The 15,158-nt window shown below is 62.9% G+C and carries 13 protein-coding genes and 1 tRNA gene; 10 read left to right on the forward strand and 4 right to left on the reverse strand.

The window, feature by feature from the left end; translation table 11 throughout:
* Positions 1 to 10: 10 nt before the first annotated feature.
* From hisD to VWY60_RS11500, 7 genes are read left to right on the forward strand one after another with little or no spacing between them, the layout of a single operon-like run.
* Positions 11 to 1,318 (forward strand): histidinol dehydrogenase, encoded by a 1,308-nt coding sequence (gene hisD / locus VWY60_RS11470; RefSeq protein ID WP_416540524.1) that lies wholly within the window; start codon positions 11 to 13, stop codon positions 1,316 to 1,318.
* Positions 1,311 to 2,072 carry an SDR family NAD(P)-dependent oxidoreductase gene (locus VWY60_RS11475; RefSeq protein WP_416540525.1) on the forward strand — a complete coding sequence of 254 codons (762 nt, stop codon included), beginning with the start codon at positions 1,311 to 1,313 and terminating at the stop codon, positions 2,070 to 2,072. Before hisD ends, VWY60_RS11475 begins: the two co-directional genes overlap by 8 nt.
* Complete coding sequence (locus VWY60_RS11480) at positions 2,069 to 3,049, forward strand: alcohol dehydrogenase catalytic domain-containing protein (protein ID WP_416540526.1); 981 nt, start codon at positions 2,069 to 2,071, stop codon at positions 3,047 to 3,049. The genes VWY60_RS11475 and VWY60_RS11480 overlap by 4 nt, the downstream gene beginning before the upstream one ends.
* 30 nt (positions 3,050 to 3,079) lie before the next feature.
* On the forward strand, positions 3,080 to 3,490 hold the full coding sequence (locus tag VWY60_RS11485; protein WP_416540527.1) for a universal stress protein: 411 nt from the start codon (positions 3,080 to 3,082) through the stop codon (positions 3,488 to 3,490).
* Between the two features lie 39 nt (positions 3,491 to 3,529).
* Positions 3,530 to 4,036, forward strand: coding sequence for a sulfopyruvate decarboxylase subunit alpha (gene comD / locus VWY60_RS11490; RefSeq protein ID WP_416540528.1), 507 nt, complete (start codon positions 3,530 to 3,532; stop codon positions 4,034 to 4,036).
* Complete coding sequence (gene comE, locus VWY60_RS11495) at positions 4,033 to 4,587, forward strand: sulfopyruvate decarboxylase subunit beta (RefSeq protein ID WP_416534739.1); 555 nt, start codon at positions 4,033 to 4,035, stop codon at positions 4,585 to 4,587. Before comD ends, comE begins: the two co-directional genes overlap by 4 nt.
* Positions 4,587 to 5,696 (forward strand): alpha-hydroxy acid oxidase, encoded by a 1,110-nt coding sequence (locus VWY60_RS11500; protein WP_416540529.1) that lies wholly within the window; start codon positions 4,587 to 4,589, stop codon positions 5,694 to 5,696. The genes comE and VWY60_RS11500 overlap by 1 nt, the downstream gene beginning before the upstream one ends.
* A gap of 35 nt (positions 5,697 to 5,731) precedes the next feature.
* Here VWY60_RS11500 and VWY60_RS11505 read toward each other — a convergent pair whose 3' ends face one another.
* From VWY60_RS11505 to VWY60_RS11515, 3 genes are all read right to left on the reverse strand, one after another.
* A complete protein-coding gene (locus VWY60_RS11505) occupies positions 5,732 to 6,334 on the reverse strand; it encodes an acyl-homoserine-lactone synthase (protein ID WP_416540530.1) in 603 nt (200 codons plus the stop codon).
* 155 nt (positions 6,335 to 6,489) lie between these two features.
* On the reverse strand, positions 6,490 to 8,172 hold the full coding sequence (locus tag VWY60_RS11510; RefSeq protein WP_416540531.1) for an ATP-binding protein: 1,683 nt from the start codon (positions 8,170 to 8,172) through the stop codon (positions 6,490 to 6,492).
* A 405-nt stretch (positions 8,173 to 8,577) separates the two neighbouring features.
* Positions 8,578 to 8,653: transfer RNA gene (locus tag VWY60_RS11515), tRNA-Thr, on the reverse strand.
* Between the two features lie 379 nt (positions 8,654 to 9,032).
* Here VWY60_RS11515 and VWY60_RS11520 point away from each other — a divergent pair.
* On the forward strand, positions 9,033 to 10,022 hold the full coding sequence (locus VWY60_RS11520; protein WP_416540532.1) for a hypothetical protein: 990 nt from the start codon (positions 9,033 to 9,035) through the stop codon (positions 10,020 to 10,022).
* A gap of 172 nt (positions 10,023 to 10,194) precedes the next feature.
* Positions 10,195 to 11,487, forward strand: coding sequence for an O-acetylhomoserine aminocarboxypropyltransferase/cysteine synthase family protein (locus VWY60_RS11525; RefSeq protein WP_416540533.1), 1,293 nt, complete (start codon positions 10,195 to 10,197; stop codon positions 11,485 to 11,487).
* A 60-nt stretch (positions 11,488 to 11,547) separates the two neighbouring features.
* On the opposite strand, the gene VWY60_RS11530 is transcribed toward VWY60_RS11525, so the two are convergent.
* Entirely contained in the window at positions 11,548 to 12,264 is a 717-nt protein-coding gene (locus VWY60_RS11530; protein WP_340544792.1) for an SIMPL domain-containing protein, read from the reverse strand.
* Positions 12,265 to 12,433: 169 nt separating this feature from the next.
* Here VWY60_RS11530 and VWY60_RS11535 point away from each other — a divergent pair, with 169 nt between their 5' ends.
* Positions 12,434 to 15,097, forward strand: coding sequence for a hypothetical protein (locus VWY60_RS11535; RefSeq protein ID WP_416540534.1), 2,664 nt, complete (start codon positions 12,434 to 12,436; stop codon positions 15,095 to 15,097).
* Positions 15,098 to 15,158: the final 61 nt, after the last annotated feature.

The following is a 15,158-nucleotide window of genomic DNA, read 5'->3' on the forward strand; positions in this document are numbered from 1 at the left end:
ACCCTCTGACATGACCCGTGAATACCTGAAAAAGGCGGCCCTGACCCCCAAGTCGGACGCGTCCGAGACCCATAAAATCGTGCAGGGCATCCTGGACGACATTGAGGCCGGCGGCGATGCCAAGGCGCTGGAGTATGCCGCGAAGTTCGACAAATACGAGGGCAACGTGCTGCTGACGGCAGAGGAGATCGAAGCCGCCTGCGCGCAGGTACCGGAGAAGCTCAAGGCCGACATCCGGTTTTCCCACGACAACGTGCGCCGCTTTGCCGAGCTGCAGAAAAGCACGATGCAGAACGTGGAGACCGAAATCTCCCCCGGCTTCGTCACCGGGCAAAAGGTGATCCCGGTGGATGCGGCGGGCTGCTATGTGCCGGGCGGGCGCTACAGCCATATCGCCAGCGCCATCATGACGGTGACCACCGCCAAGGTCGCGGGCTGCAAGCACATCACCGCCTGTTCGCCGCCGCGCCCCGGCGTGGGCGTGGCCCCCGCCATCGTCTATGCCGCCCATATCTGCGGCGCCGACAAGATCATGGCGATGGGCGGCGTGCAGGGGGTTTCGGCGATGACCTTTGGCCTCTTTGGCCTGCCCAAGGCCAATATCCTGGTCGGTCCCGGCAACCAGTTTGTGGCGGAGGCCAAGCGCATCCTGTTCGGCCGCGTCGGCATCGACATGATCGCAGGCCCCACCGACAGCCTGATCCTGGCCGACGGCACCGCCGACGCCCATATCGTCGCCACCGATCTGGTGAGCCAGGCCGAGCATGGCTATAACTCTCCGGTCTGGCTGGTGACCGATGATCGCGCCCTGGCCGAGGACGTCATGCGGCTGGTGCCGGGGCTGATCGACGACTTGCCGGAGGTGAACCGCGAGAACGCCGCCGCCGCCTGGCGCGACTATGCCGAGGTGATCCTGTGCAAAGACCGCGAGGATATGGCGGCCTGCTCCGACGAATACGCGCCCGAGCATCTGACCGTGCAGGCAAAGGATCTGGACTGGTGGCTGGAGCAGCTGACCTGCTACGGCTCGCTGTTTCTGGGCGAGGAGACCACGGTCTCTTACGGGGACAAGGCGGCGGGCACCAACCACGTGCTGCCGACCTCGCGCGCGGCCAGCTATACAGGCGGCCTCAGCGTTCACAAATACATGAAGATCGTCACCTGGCAGCGCGCCACCCGCGAAGGCTCGAAACCGGTGGCAGAGGCCACGGCCCGGATCGCACGGCTGGAGGGGATGGAGGGTCACGCCCGCGCCGCTGATGTGCGGCTGGCCAAGTATTTCCCGGACGAAACCTTTGACCTGACCGCCAATGGCTGACCCGCGCGCCCTGTTCGATCTGACGGGCCGGACCGCCTGCATCACCGGCGCCAGCTCCGGGCTGGGGCGGCGCGCGGCCATCGCGCTGGCCGCCGCCGGGGCGCAGGTGGTGGCGGTGGCGCGCCGGGCGGAGGCGCTGGAAAGCCTCTGTTCGGAGATCGGCGCAGGCGCGGCGTATACGGTGGCCGATGTGGCCGACCGCAGCGCGCTGGCGGCACTGCGGGACGCCGTTGCGGCCCCCTTCGGCGCGCCGGACATCCTGATCCACGCGGCCGGCGTCAACACGCGGCAGCCTGCGGATGAGGTGACCACGGAGGGCTGGGACCGCACACTGGCGCTGAACCTGACGGCGCCCTTCTTCCTTAGCCAAACGTTTGTGCCTGCGATGAAGGACAGGGGCTGGGGGCGGATTGTCAATTTCGCCTCGCTCCAGACAACCCGCGCCTTTCCCGGTGGCATCGCCTATGGCGCCAGCAAGGGCGGGATCGGCCAGCTGACCCGCGCCATGGCGGAAGCCTGGTCGCCCCACGGCATCACCGCCAACGCGATCGGGCCGGGGTTCTTCCCGACCGAGCTGACCCAATCAGTATTCGAGGATGACGCGCGCGCGGCCCGCAACGCCGCCCAGACCTGCATCGGCCGCAACGGGCGGCTGGACGATCTCGACGGGCCGCTCTTGTTCCTGTGCTCGGAGGCTTCGGCCTATGTCACCGGGCAAATCCTGATGGTTGACGGGGGGTTCACCGCGAAATGAAAGCCTTGGTTTATGAAGGGGTTGAGACGCTTGCCGTCCGCGATGTGCCGATGGCCGCGGGCCAGCCGGGCGAGCATCTGATCCGCATCCATGCCTCCGGCATCTGCGGGTCGGACATGCACGCCTATCTAGGCCACGACAGCCGCCGGCCCGCACCGCTGATCCTCGGGCACGAAGCCGCGGGGGTGGTCGAGGACGGGCCGCAGGCAGGCCGCCGCGTCACCATCAACCCGCTGGTCACCTGCGGCAGCTGCACCGCCTGCGCATCGGGGCGCGAAAACCTCTGCGCCAGCCGCCAGATCATCTCGATGCCCCCGCGCGAGGGCGCCTTTGCCCAGTTCGTGGCGATGCCGGAACGCAATCTGGTGACCGTGCCGGACGCGGTCCCGCTGGCAAAGGCCGCGCTGGCGGAGCCGCTGGCGGTCAGCTGGCACGCCGCCCGGCTGGCGCTGGAGGCGCTGCACCCGGACACCGAACGCCGCGCGCTGGTGATCGGCGGCGGTGCCATCGGGCTGGCGGCGGCGCTGGCGCTCAGCGCGATGGGGGTGGAGGACGTGACCATCCAAGAACCCAACGCCGCGCGCCGTGCCTTTCTGACAGATCGCTGCGACCAGCAGGCGGTGGCGGAGTTTCAGGGCATGGTGCCGCTGGTGGTGGACGCGGTGGGCTATGCCGCCACCCGCACTGCCGCCTCTGCCACTGCCGCGCCCGGCGGGGTGATTGCTCATGTTGGCTTGGGCGAGGACACCGGCGGCTTGGATATCCGCCGCATGACGCTGCAGGAAATCACCTTCATCGGCACCTACACCTATACCGCGCAGGATTTCCGCGACACCGCGCAGGCGATCTTTGACGGCCGTCTCGGGCCGCTGGGCTGGTCTGAGCTGCGTCCGCTGTCAGAGGGCGCCGCTGCCTTTCGCGATCTGCGCAGCGGCGCGGTGGCGGCGCCCAAGATCATCCTCGACCCCTGGGCCTGAGCCCGCGCCCCTAACAAACGGAGAGCAACGATGTATGACAAAATCCTGGTTCCCATGGCTCTGGATCACGGGGTGTCGGGGACAACGCTGAAGGCCGCCGCCACCCTGTGCAACCCCGGCGGGCAGATCACGGCGCTGCATGTCTATGAGGCACCACAGGGATCCGTCAGCACCTACCTCGACGAGGACACCCTGCGCGAAGGCCTGGCCAATGCCCGCCAGCAGCTGACAAAGAAAACCGCCGATCATGGCGATGTATCGACGGAAATCGTCAAGGGCCGGTCCTACCGCGCCATTGTCGAATACGCGCAGCAGCACGGCATGGACTGCATCGTCGTCGGCTCCCACAAACCGGGCCTCAGCGACTTTTTCCTCGGCTCGACTGCCGCCCGCGTGGTCCGCCACGCGCCCTGCGCCGTGCATGTCTGCCGCACCACCTGACCCCGAGAAACAAGACACCCGAAGCAAAGGCAACCAACCATGACCATAGACAAGAGGATCGCTGACGATCTGGCGGCCAACGGCGTCTCCTTCGTCACCACCGTGCCCTGCAAGCAGCTGGCCGGGGTGATCGAGGAGATCGACCAGCGCGACGACATCTTCCATATCCCCTCCAACAAGGAGGATGAGGGCATGGGGCTGTGCGCCGGCGCCTGGATGGGCGGCAAGCGCCCGGCCATCATCATGCAGAACACTGCCATCGGGGTCACCATCAACACGCTGGCGACGCTGATCCAGTACTACCGGATGCCGCTGCCGATGCTGATCTCCTACCGCGGCGAGCTGCGCGAGCCGGTGGCCTGCCAGGTCGAAATGGCGGTGCATACCAAGGCGCTGCTGGCCCAGCTCAACATCCCGACATACCACTTCCACTGGCAGAAAGATGTCGAGGAGCTGGACAACATCCTGAAATACACCTTCATGTGCAACAAGCCCGTTGCCATCCTGACCGACGCCAATTTCTGGGGAGGCTATGGCGACCAATGATCCGTTCCGAAATCCTGAAAGAGATCGCGCCGATCCTGCGCAACGAACTGGTGGTCTGCAACATCGGCATTCCGTCGCAAGAGCTGCACGCCATCGACGACCAGCCCAGCAATTTCTACATGCTGGGCACCATGGGGCTGGCGTCCTCCATCGGCTTGGGACTGGCGCTGGCGCAGCCGAAGCCTGTGATCGTGATCGACGGGGACGGCTCGATCCTGACCAACCTCGGCACCCTGCCCACCATCGGCAACAACGCGCCCGGCAACTATATCCTGATGATTATCGACAACGGCTCCTATGGCTCCACCGGCGATCAGCCGACCTATACCAGCCAGCGCACCGATCTGGCCGGCATGGCACGCGCCGCCGGCTGCGCCCGGGTGGTGGAGGTGCAGGACAAGGACACCGGCCCTGCGCTGGAGGAGGCTTTGGCCAGCGGCGAGGCCACGGTACTGGTCGTCAAATGCGACAGCGGCAACGCCAAGATGCCGGTGATCACGATGGACCCGGTGGTAATCCGCGACCGCTTCATGAAGGCCGTGGCCGACTGATGGGTGCAGGCGCCATCCATTCGGCCGAGGACGCCCGCCGCCTGGCCCGGCGGCGGCTGCCCAGGATGGTGTTTGACTATATCGACGGGGCCGCCGGGCAGGAGACCGGGGCGGCGCGCAACCGTGCGGCCCTGGATGCCATCACCCTGCGGCCCCGCATCCTGCGCGATGTCAGCCGGCGCTCGCTGGCGGTCCGCATCTTCGGCGCCGAGGCGGACCGGCCCTTCGGGATTGCCCCCATGGGCATGTGCAACCTCGCCGCCCCCGGCGCCGACCTGATGCTGGCCCGGCTGGCCGCCCGCCACCGGGTGCCGCATGGGGTCTCGACCGTTGCCTCGACCCCTTTGGAGACTATCCTGGAGGCGGCGGAGGGCTATGCCTGGTTCCAGCTTTATTTCAGCGGCGACGGCAGCGGCACCTTCAAACTGGCGGAGCGCGCCCGCGCGGCCGGCTATCAGACGCTGGTGCTGACGGTCGATGTGCCCGAGGTGGGCCGCCGCCCGCGCGAGTTGCACCATGGCTTCAAAATGCCGTTCCGCATCGGCCCGCGGCAGTTCGTCGATTTTGCCCTGCACCCGCGCTGGTCGCTGACCACCCTGCTGAAGGGCAAGCCGGTGATGGCGAATTTCCAGATGGAGGGCTATGACTTCGACCGCACCGAAAGCCGGGCGCGCGCCACATGGGACACGCTGGCACGGCTGCGCGACCTCTGGCCCGGCAAACTGGTGATAAAGGGCGTGCTGGACGTTGAAGACGCCCGCGCGCTGGTGGCGGCGGGCGTCGATGCCATTCAAGTCTCCAGCCACGGCGCCCGGCAGCTTGAGGCAGCACCTGCTCCTATCGAAATGCTCGCGAAGATCCGGGCCGCGCTGGGGCCGGAATTCCCGGTGTTCTATGACAGCGGCCTCCGGTCGGGTGAAGACGTCCTGAAAGCCTTGTCCATGGGGGCTGATTTTGTATTTCTGGGCCGCATTTTGCAGTTTGCGATTGCTGCAAAAGGAGAATCCGGGCTGACCCAGCTTTGGCAGGCGCTCAGCGACGAGTTGAGTATTGCCATGGCACAGACCGGGCGCAACTCACTGGATCGCCGTGACCATCAGATCTGCTAAGATAACGGAATACCCGCGCGTGACGCCCTGCGCATTCACGCCGCATCGCTGCGCTGGCTTTTTGCAACGACGCTAAGGTGGTAGGCTTGGCAGACTTCTCCACCCGCTTCGAACCGGGGGCCTGCCGAGCTTATCGAGAGGCTGGCCCTGCGCATGAGCAGCGCCGCCGTCACCGAGGTGATACACAAGAACGTATCAATATTCCAATCCCGGGCGAAACGGGCAAACCCCTGTTCCAGCAGCCGCCGCACCCGCATTCTATCACGGGCTCCCAGAGTGTCTTCGACAAAGAACCGGCTGACCTCCCAGATCCCCGGATCCTGTGGCGCGGCGTCATCCAGCACATTGGAGGGCAGCCCCGGCAGCAGGCCCAGCTGCGCATCCCGCAACATATAGCTGGTGTTCATACATTGCGCTGTTGTGGGGGTCAGCCTGAAGCCGCCGAGAACAGCCATCCCGTCGTGAACTGCACAGTAGATACTCTCGGGCGTGTCATATTGGTCGAACTCCAATCCACGCACATTGGGCAGATCCCAGCGCCGTAGCTTGACGAAATGACGGTAGCGCGCGCGCAAAAGCTCGGTAAAGAGCGCGCCGGTCTCCCCAAAATTATCAAATGTAATATCTGTCGACTGCATCCGCGATCCGGCCAGCTGTTCCTGCCGCCCGCGGGCGTGCATTCTGCAAATTTATCGAAAATTTGACTCAACCTATCCGGCAATCGTAAATTTTGAATTAATTCCTGTGGGTTGAACTTCTTTTTACGAACGGTTCTTGTCGGTGTGAGAGCCGATCAGACCGTGCGAGTTAACGACGGCATCGCTATCTTGCGAATTTCCGACAGTAGAACCGATTTCTTGACAGGTTTGGCAAGGTAACTGGCCGCACCCAGCTGCAAAAACAGCTCCTGCTCCTCAGGGGCCGCATTCGCTGTCAACATGATCACCGGGGTGGCCCCGATCCGTCCACCACGCCGCAGCATTTCGGTCAGTGTTTCGCGACCGTCCATGACCGGCATCTTCATGTCCAACAGCACAAGATCAACCGGGTTCTGCTCAAGCCAGGCAAGCGCCTCGACGCCATTTTCGGCATCTGTGATCTGGACGTTGCTGTTTTTGAGGAAGGCGCGAACGACCATTCTATTGGAGGCGGTATCATCCACCACGAGGATCGACAGCCCCCCGAGATCGCTGATCTCGCTACCGGTTGTCGGCTGTTGAAGGGTCTCAACCTCCGCAGGGTCGAGGCTTTTTATCGGACAGAAAAAGGTAAAGCAGCTGCCCCAGTCGGGGCTGGTCCGAACGGTGATATCGCCCCCCATGATGCGTGCCAGATGGCGGGCGATCGCCAGGCCCAGACCGGTGCCCGGCACATTTGGTGCAGCCTTGTCGATGGCACGATAGAAATCCGTGAACAGCTTGGCGCTCTGCTCGGGTGTCATGCCACGTCCGGTATCAGACACCGCGACACGCAGCATCGCACGCCCCTCGAACTCTTCGATATCGGCGACGACCTCGACATGGCCAGCCTCGGTGTATTTCACGGCATTCGAAACAAGGTTTCCGATCACCTGACGCAGGCGCAGCGCATCACATTCGGCATAGTCGGGAATACCCGGCTCCAATCTGATATGAAGCCTGAGCCCCTTCTCATCCGCCCGTGCGCGATACATTTCAACGGCACTGGAGATTTCTTCGCTCGGGACCGCTGTCGCGAGGTTCAGCTCGAACTGACCGGACTCGATCTTGGCGTGATCCAATACGTCATCAAGAATGCCGGTCAGCGCCTGAGACGATTTGCGCAGAAGCTGCGTCTGCTCCCTCAGCGTTTCAGAGCCGGAGTTTTCCTCCTCGATCAGCTCGGACATGCCGCAGATCGCATTCAAAGGTGTGCGGATCTCATGGCTCATCGCTGCGAGGAAACGGCTCTTCGCGCGGCTTGCAGCTTCTGCCGCACGCAGGGCCTCTTGCAGGCGGGCGGTCAGCCGGTGCTGCACCCACATGGCATGAAGCATGTAGGCGGCCCCCAGCAGGGCGACCACCGCTGCTATGACCATCTCTCCCGCACTGGCAAACCGGGACAGCGTCGCGCTGATCATATAGCCAACCGTGCAGATGATCGGCACCGCCGTGATGATACCGAAATGAAGCCAGGCTGACCGCGCAACAACACAGTGGTTGAGCGCGATGATCAGCAGCATTGCGCCCATCAGTTTCGGAAAGGGTTCCGGGTGCAGAAACAACAGCAATGACAGGGAGTTAAAGACGCAGACGCCGACGAATGCGGAGCCGGCAAACAGCAGCGTGTTGCGGACGGTCACCTCAGATATCAGCCTGCGATAGACCCGCAGCCCAACAACTTCGACAAGGACATAGGCGCCATAGACCACCGCGACGGCCTGAAACGACAGGAAGTAGAGCGACAACAGCGAGACCAGGCTGATGGAGGCAAACCGCGACGGAAGATCCGAGCGCACAAGCTGGTTTTGACTGGACACGGAGTTCACGAGGTCTGGCGATAAAGAAAACAAACGCATCCTCCTTCCCGTGTTTCTTTGGCGCTGTCCCTTCGGTTACGCCCAAGCGTGAAAACAAGCCTCACCTGACTGCATCACTGCTAACCGATTCGTCCCTACCGTTAAATTGCAGTCAAATAATGACGGATGACTTAATACAGTCACGCTGGCCTATTGACACAGTCAGGTCGATTACCCTGCGCGGTGGCGGTGGATCGGATAGGTCCTGTACCGAAAAGGCCAGCCCGCAGTGCAAGGGCCGGAAAGACCCACGTCATGACCGAAGGTCGCCTGAGGGCATCCCATCAACTGATTGCGACTGCAAAGAGCGTAAATCAATCGATCATACCAGCTATGTCAGGTAAATGGTGCCCCCACACGGACTCGAACCGCGGACCTACTGATTACAAATCAGTTGCTCTACCAGCTGAGCTATAGGGGCCTTGGGCAGCGAAATAGCGTCTCTGGATGGAGGGTGCAAGACGAAAAATTCGTCACCCACCCGAGAATTTCGCGGCGTCAATTTCGCAGCAGAGCCCGTGCCCTCTCGTAGCGATCGGCGCAGTGTTCGTCGTGGTCAGACAGGAGGCCACTGAAGCCCTGCCTTGCAGGCGCATTGACGAAATAGTAGCGCTCAGGCGAAACCTGCGCCTGCTGGTTCGACAGGCAGGCGGTCAGGCAGCAAATGCCAATCTCTCCAGAGACCTACTGGCAGCGGTGGTGGAAATATATGATCATGGCCGCAACCGCATTGCAGGGGATGCCGCATACGTGCCGAAAGTATATGAACACCGCATCGCCAGAAAACCGGACGCCACAACATGACCGATCCCCATTTCAACATTATGATCATCGGACAGGCCGGACGGTTGCAATATGAGGCGGTGCTGTTTGCCGCCTCTCTGCGACACTATGCTCCCGATTTTGCCGGGCGGCTCTATGTGGCGGTTCCGCAGCCTGGACCCAAGTGGCACAAGGACCCGAGCATCCGCAGCCAGCCGGTCTTGCAGGCGCTGGATATGCTTGGGGCGCAACTCCTGCCATTTCAGTCCGACGTCTTTGGTCAGGCCTACCCCTATGGGAACAAGATCGAGGCGCTTCTGTCGCTTCCTGAGGGGCAGCCTTTTGTCTTCTTTGACAGTGATACGCTGATCACCGGTCCAATTGATCAGGTGCCGTTTGATTTTGGCCGGCCCTCGGCATCGCTGCGGCGCGAAGGCACCTGGCCGAAGCCCACGCTCTATGGGCCCGACATGACAGGAATCTGGCGGGCGCTCTATGACCGTTTCGATCTGGATTTTGACAGCAGCCTCGATCTCAGCCAGCCTGAAAATTTCTGGCGCCGCTATCTCTACTTCAATGCCGGCTATTTCTATGGTGCCTGTCCGCAGGTCTTTGGGCGCCGGTTTCTCGACTATGCGACATCAATCCGCGACGACCTGCCCATGGCGCTGATCGGGCAGTCACTTGACCCTTGGCTGGACCAGATCGCCCTGCCCCTTGTCATCCACAGCCTGGGCGGTGGCCGCGACACGCTGCCGGAGGGATATCTCGACGGGGTGACCAGCTGCCATTACCGCAGCTTCCCGCTGCTATATGCGCGCGAGAGCGACGCCGTTGTCGACGCGCTGGAGACCGTGGCAAGCCCGAACAAAATCAAGAAAGTTCTGAAGCAATATGAGCCGATGAAACGGATGATCTACCAGGGGCGCGGTGCCAAGCTGCGCGCGATGTTTGACCGCGACAACCTGCCTCGCAAGGAGCAGGCCCTGCGCAATCGGATCAAATCCGCAGGCTTCTGGATGCGATAACCGGCGCCGCCGCTGGCAGCCCCGGATCAGGACCAAGGGCCAGGCAGCGCTGTTTCAATCGGCCCCGGCGTCACCGATCAAGAGGCGCGTCCAAATTGCGCCTTGCCTTACGCGCCGTGGCGGAGTGTTCTTACGCGCGAGACGTATTCGACCATCCAAGGGGAGCACATCCATGTCTGAAGCGCCAAGCTACGGGTTCGACACATTGCAGATTCACGCGGGCGCAAAGCCCGATCCGGCCACCGGTGCGCGGCAGACACCGATCTACCAGACCACGGCCTATGTGTTCCGCGATGCAGATCACGCCGCCGCCCTGTTCAATCTGCAGGAAGTTGGCTTTATCTATTCGCGCCTGACCAACCCCACGGTCGCCGTACTCCAGGAGCGCATTGCGACCCTGGAAGGCGGCGTCGGCGCGGTCTGCTGCTCTTCCGGCCACGCAGCACAGATCATGGCGCTGTTCCCGCTGATGGGCCCGGGCCGTAACGTCGTTGCATCGACGCGCCTTTATGGAGGCACCGTCACCCAGTTCAGCCAGACCATCAAACGCTTTGGCTGGTCAGCGAAATTTGTCGATTTTGACGACCCGGATGCGGTTGCTGCCGCAATTGATGACGATACACGGGCCGTATTTGGGGAATCGGTCGCCAACCCCGGCGGCTATGTGACCGATATCCGCTCGATTGCGGATGTTGCAGATGCGGCGGGCGTGCCGCTGATCATCGACAACACATCTGCCACGCCATACCTCTGCAATCCAATTGCCCATGGTGCGACGCTGGTGGTGCATTCCACCACGAAATACCTGACCGGCAATGGTACCGTCACCGGCGGCGTGATTGTCGATTCCGGCAAATTCGACTGGTCGGCAAATGACAAATTCCCGTCGCTGTCGCAGCCCGAACCGGCCTATCACGGGCTGAAGTTCCACGAGACCTTTGGCGGGCTGGCCTTTACCTTCCACGGGATTGCCATCGGTCTGCGTGACCTCGGCATGACGATGAACCCACAGGCCGCGCATTACACCTTGATGGGGGTCGAAACCCTTAGCCTGCGGGTGGAACGCCACTGCGAGAACGCCAAAACCGTTGCGTCCTGGCTCGAACAGGATCCGCGGGTTGATTATGTGACCTATGCGGGGCTGCCCTCGTCGCCATATCACGCCCGTGCCAAGGAGCACTATCCCAAGGGCACCGGCGGGCTGTTCACCTTTGCGGTCAAGGGCGGCTATGACGCCTGTGTCAAACTGGTGAACTCTCTCGAGATTTTCAGCCATGTCGCGAACCTTGGCGATACCCGGTCGCTGATCATCCACTCGGCCTCCACCACCCACCGTCAGCTGACGCCGGAACAGCAGGAAGCCGCCGGCGCCGGGGCCAATGTCGTGCGTGTCTCGATCGGGATCGAAAATGCTGAAGACCTGATCGCCGATCTGGATCAGGCGCTGACCGCCGCCACCAGCTAGGGCAACGGCACTGCCAAAACATGAAAAAGGCCGGGTTACCCCGGCCTTTTTGCTATGTGGTTAGTCGGCGTCGGTGGATTTGATATCGTAGACAACCGACACGCTGTGACTAAAGCTCAGCTCGCCCGCCTCGATCGGCATAGGGGCGCTGCGGGCCATCTCCATCGCCATCATCGGCTGGCCACCGCCGGTCTCGCGGTCATGGATCGACCGTACCGGCCCCAGTTCGACCCCAGCGGCTTCGGCGAGCTGGGTCGCCTTGCGCAGGGCATCCTTTACCGCTGCCCCCCGGATCTGGTCCTGCACCTTGGCCGGATCGGCTACACCAAAGCTAAGCCCGCGGAAATCATTGGCGCCGACCCTCAGCACCTGATCAAGCACCTCGCCCAGGCGATCCAGATCGCGGATCCTGAGGGCCAGGGTATTTGACGCCGAGAACCCGGTAATCTTGCGGCGCCCGTCGTCATAGCTGCGATCCTGCGACCAGACCGGGTTGAGCGAGATCTGCTGGGTCTGCATATCCTCAGCCGCGATGCCGGCCGCTCTCAACTCATCGACGACCTCCACCATCTTGGTCGAGACGGCCGACATGGCCAGCGCGGCCTCATCAGCTTCTTCGGTCACGCCAAGCGTGATTGTTGCCAGCGTGGGCGTGACCGCGATACGTGCGTCCCCGGTGACGGCAATCTGCCGGTCGATGCGGGTTTCATCGGCACTTGCCAGACCTGTTGCCAGCACGACGGCCAGGGCCGAGGCCAAAATATGTGTCGCTTTCATAGAACTGCTCCCTTTCTGAGGTGTTACATGGGGATGGCAATTGACCGCCTGCAAGGGGGAAATGGTGTCTTTTCCTTTCCCTTGCGCCCGCTCTGCCGTATGGTCTGCGCCAAGATCGCCTTGCCACACTGGGGTATGGGCACATTAGAGCTGAAGGCGTGTTTGCATCATGAAACCGGGGTTTGCACTCTCTCTGTCCTCCACCGGCGTTTGCCTGTTGCAGCGAGCCGCTGGTGGCTGGCGTCAGATTGGCACGGTTGCGCTGGATGTGGAGGATCTGGGTGAGGCATTGGCAGACCTGCGCCGACTGGGCGAACGGTACGCCCAGGGGCCGATCGCCTGCAAGCTCATCATCCCCAATGATCAGATCCGCTATCTGACCCTTCAGACCGGCGTCACTGACACTGCGGATCGTCGTGCCGCCGCCGAACGGGGACTGGACGGGGCGACCCCGTATCGGGTCGATGAACTAGCCTTTGACCTCAGCGAGGATGGATCGCAGACGCATGTGGCCGCAGTGGCCCGGGAGACACTGCAGGAAGCCGAAGATTTTGCTCTGATGCACGGGTTTCTGCCGGTTGGTTTCGTGGCGGTACCGGGCGATATGGATTTTCTGGGAGAGCCCTACTTTGGTGCCTCGCAGACGTTGCTGCAATCAGGGGAAGAACCAGCTGAGCCTGATGGAATTGCGGTCGTCAACATAGGCCCCGCCGCGCCGCCTGAGCCTGAGCCTGAGCCTGAGCCTGTGGAAAGCACGTCTGACGGCACCGAGGCCAGACCCGGCGAGCAGCCGGATGCCCTGCCGACCGATGCCGCTGCTGCCGCCAAGGACGCAACGGCGGACGAAGCGGTTGTGAACACGGCTGCAACCGCGCCTGAAGCGAGCAACACTGTCGAAACCTCTGCGGTGGAGACCGCACCATCAGCGACAGCCGACACCCCAAGCGACCCCGCCGAACCCGCTGCCGCGACCGGGTTTTCCACGCGCAGGCGCAAGGAGGGCGCAGTCCGGAGCGAACCAACGCTGCGCGCCACGACCGCCGCTGCGGATGTGGCGTCGATCCCGGCTGGAACTTCCACGGACGCGGCGCAACCGTCAGATAAACCGTCGGACAAGGTCGCTGCTACAACACCAGGGCTGACTGCTAATGGCAAATCCCCTGATGCTGGTCGCGTGGTCCCGCATGCGGCGTTTGGCACGATCGCCCTGGCAGATAGCCCTGTCGGGTCTGGTGGTGGTCTGGGCAAGGCCCCGGCCATAGTTTCGCCGCCCGCAGCCGCCAAGGCCATCATCCCCCCGGCGCCAAAACCATCGGGTCCAGCGCCTGTCCTGCCCCGCGATGAAATGGTTGAGATTTCCCTGACGGACACCCCGAAGGATAAGAAATCCCTGCATGAAGCAGGCAAGGCTGCTCTGCTGGCCGGCGTCAGAAAGAAAAAAATCGGCGGCAAACCACGTTTCCTGGGGCTTGCTCTAGTGACGGCTCTGCTCCTATTCATGGCAATCGTGGCCGCCTGGGCCATACTTGCGGAAAAGCAGACGCGCAACGCCGTGACTGATGGCACCGCGGTCCCTCTGGACACGCCCGAGACCGCTGAGGCTGGCGACATTGCCCCACAGGTAAGCGCCATTCCCGATCAGCCGGACGATGGTTCCCTGCTACCGCTGGACAACATCTCCGATGACGCCGCCGCCGTGCCCTCCGACCCGGCAGAGAGCGACGTGGATGGGCTTTCCAGTACCGATACGGCGGTTCTGGATGCCCTGCGGCTTGAACAGGAGGGACCCGAAGCGGCGGAGCAGACGCTGACCGAAGACCTCGATCTGGCAGAGCTGGCACCTGAGGCGGACCCAGAAATGGGCGACGCCGAACAGGATACACCGCTGACCCGCGCCGCCCAATATGCGGCCACAGGTATCTGGCAGCACGCCCCCGAAACGCCGGAGGCACCGGGGGCGGAGAACCTCGAGACGCTTTACGTGGCCTCGATTGACCCGACAGATATTTCCGAAGATGCCATCGCGCTGCCGGATCCGGATCTCTACGCGACCGACCTGCAACTTGGTTCGGTCAGCACGCCAACGGCCCCCGGTCAGCAGTTTGAACTGGATGAGCGCGGCTTGGTCAAAGCGACTCCGGAAGGCAGCTTGAACCCGGATGGGGTCATGGTGTTCCTCGGTCGCCCGGAGAAAGTCCCGCCGCCGACACCGGCCCGCCCCGACCCCGAAGTTGCAGCGGCAGCAGAGGAAGCCGCGCGACAGGCGATCCTGTCGGAACTCCGGCCGAAGCAACGCCCAAGGGATCTGGTTGAGCAGAACGAACGGGCCCAGCTCGGCGGGTTGAGCCGCGCCGAGCTGGGCGCCTTACGTCCCCGCCCGCGCCCGCCCGGACTGAAGCCCGCTGAAGAGAACAGCCTGCCTGCAACCGCACAGGCCATTGCGCGTTCCGTGGTTCCGCGCGCGCGGCCGGCCAATTTTGCCAATCTGGTCGATCGTGCCCAACGCAACCCGCAGCGCAACGCGGAGCCGAGCATTGCCGAAGCCGTTGCCAGCAGCCCGCCGCAGACCGTGACGCCCCGGATCCCGTCCAGCGCGTCCGTGGCCCGTCAGGCCACGATCGACAACGCGATCAACCTGCGGCGCGTGAACCTGATTGGTGTCTATGGCACCCCTTCAAATCGCCGGGCGCTGATCCTGATGCCCAATGGGCGTTACAAGAAGGTGAAGGTCGGAGACCGGATCGACGGTGGCCGCGTTGTCGCTATCGGCGACAGCCAGCTGCAATACCAGAAAGGCAATCGAAATCTGACGCTGAAAATTCCGAGTGGCTAATTCCGAGTGGCTATGGGCTGCATCTTAACTGAAGACGCTCATTCGAAGCTGACTTGTCAAA

The sequence above is a fragment of the Phaeobacter sp. JH20_26 genome (genome assembly GCF_048056275.1).
Classification (GTDB): domain Bacteria; phylum Pseudomonadota; class Alphaproteobacteria; order Rhodobacterales; family Rhodobacteraceae; genus Phaeobacter; species Phaeobacter bryozoorum.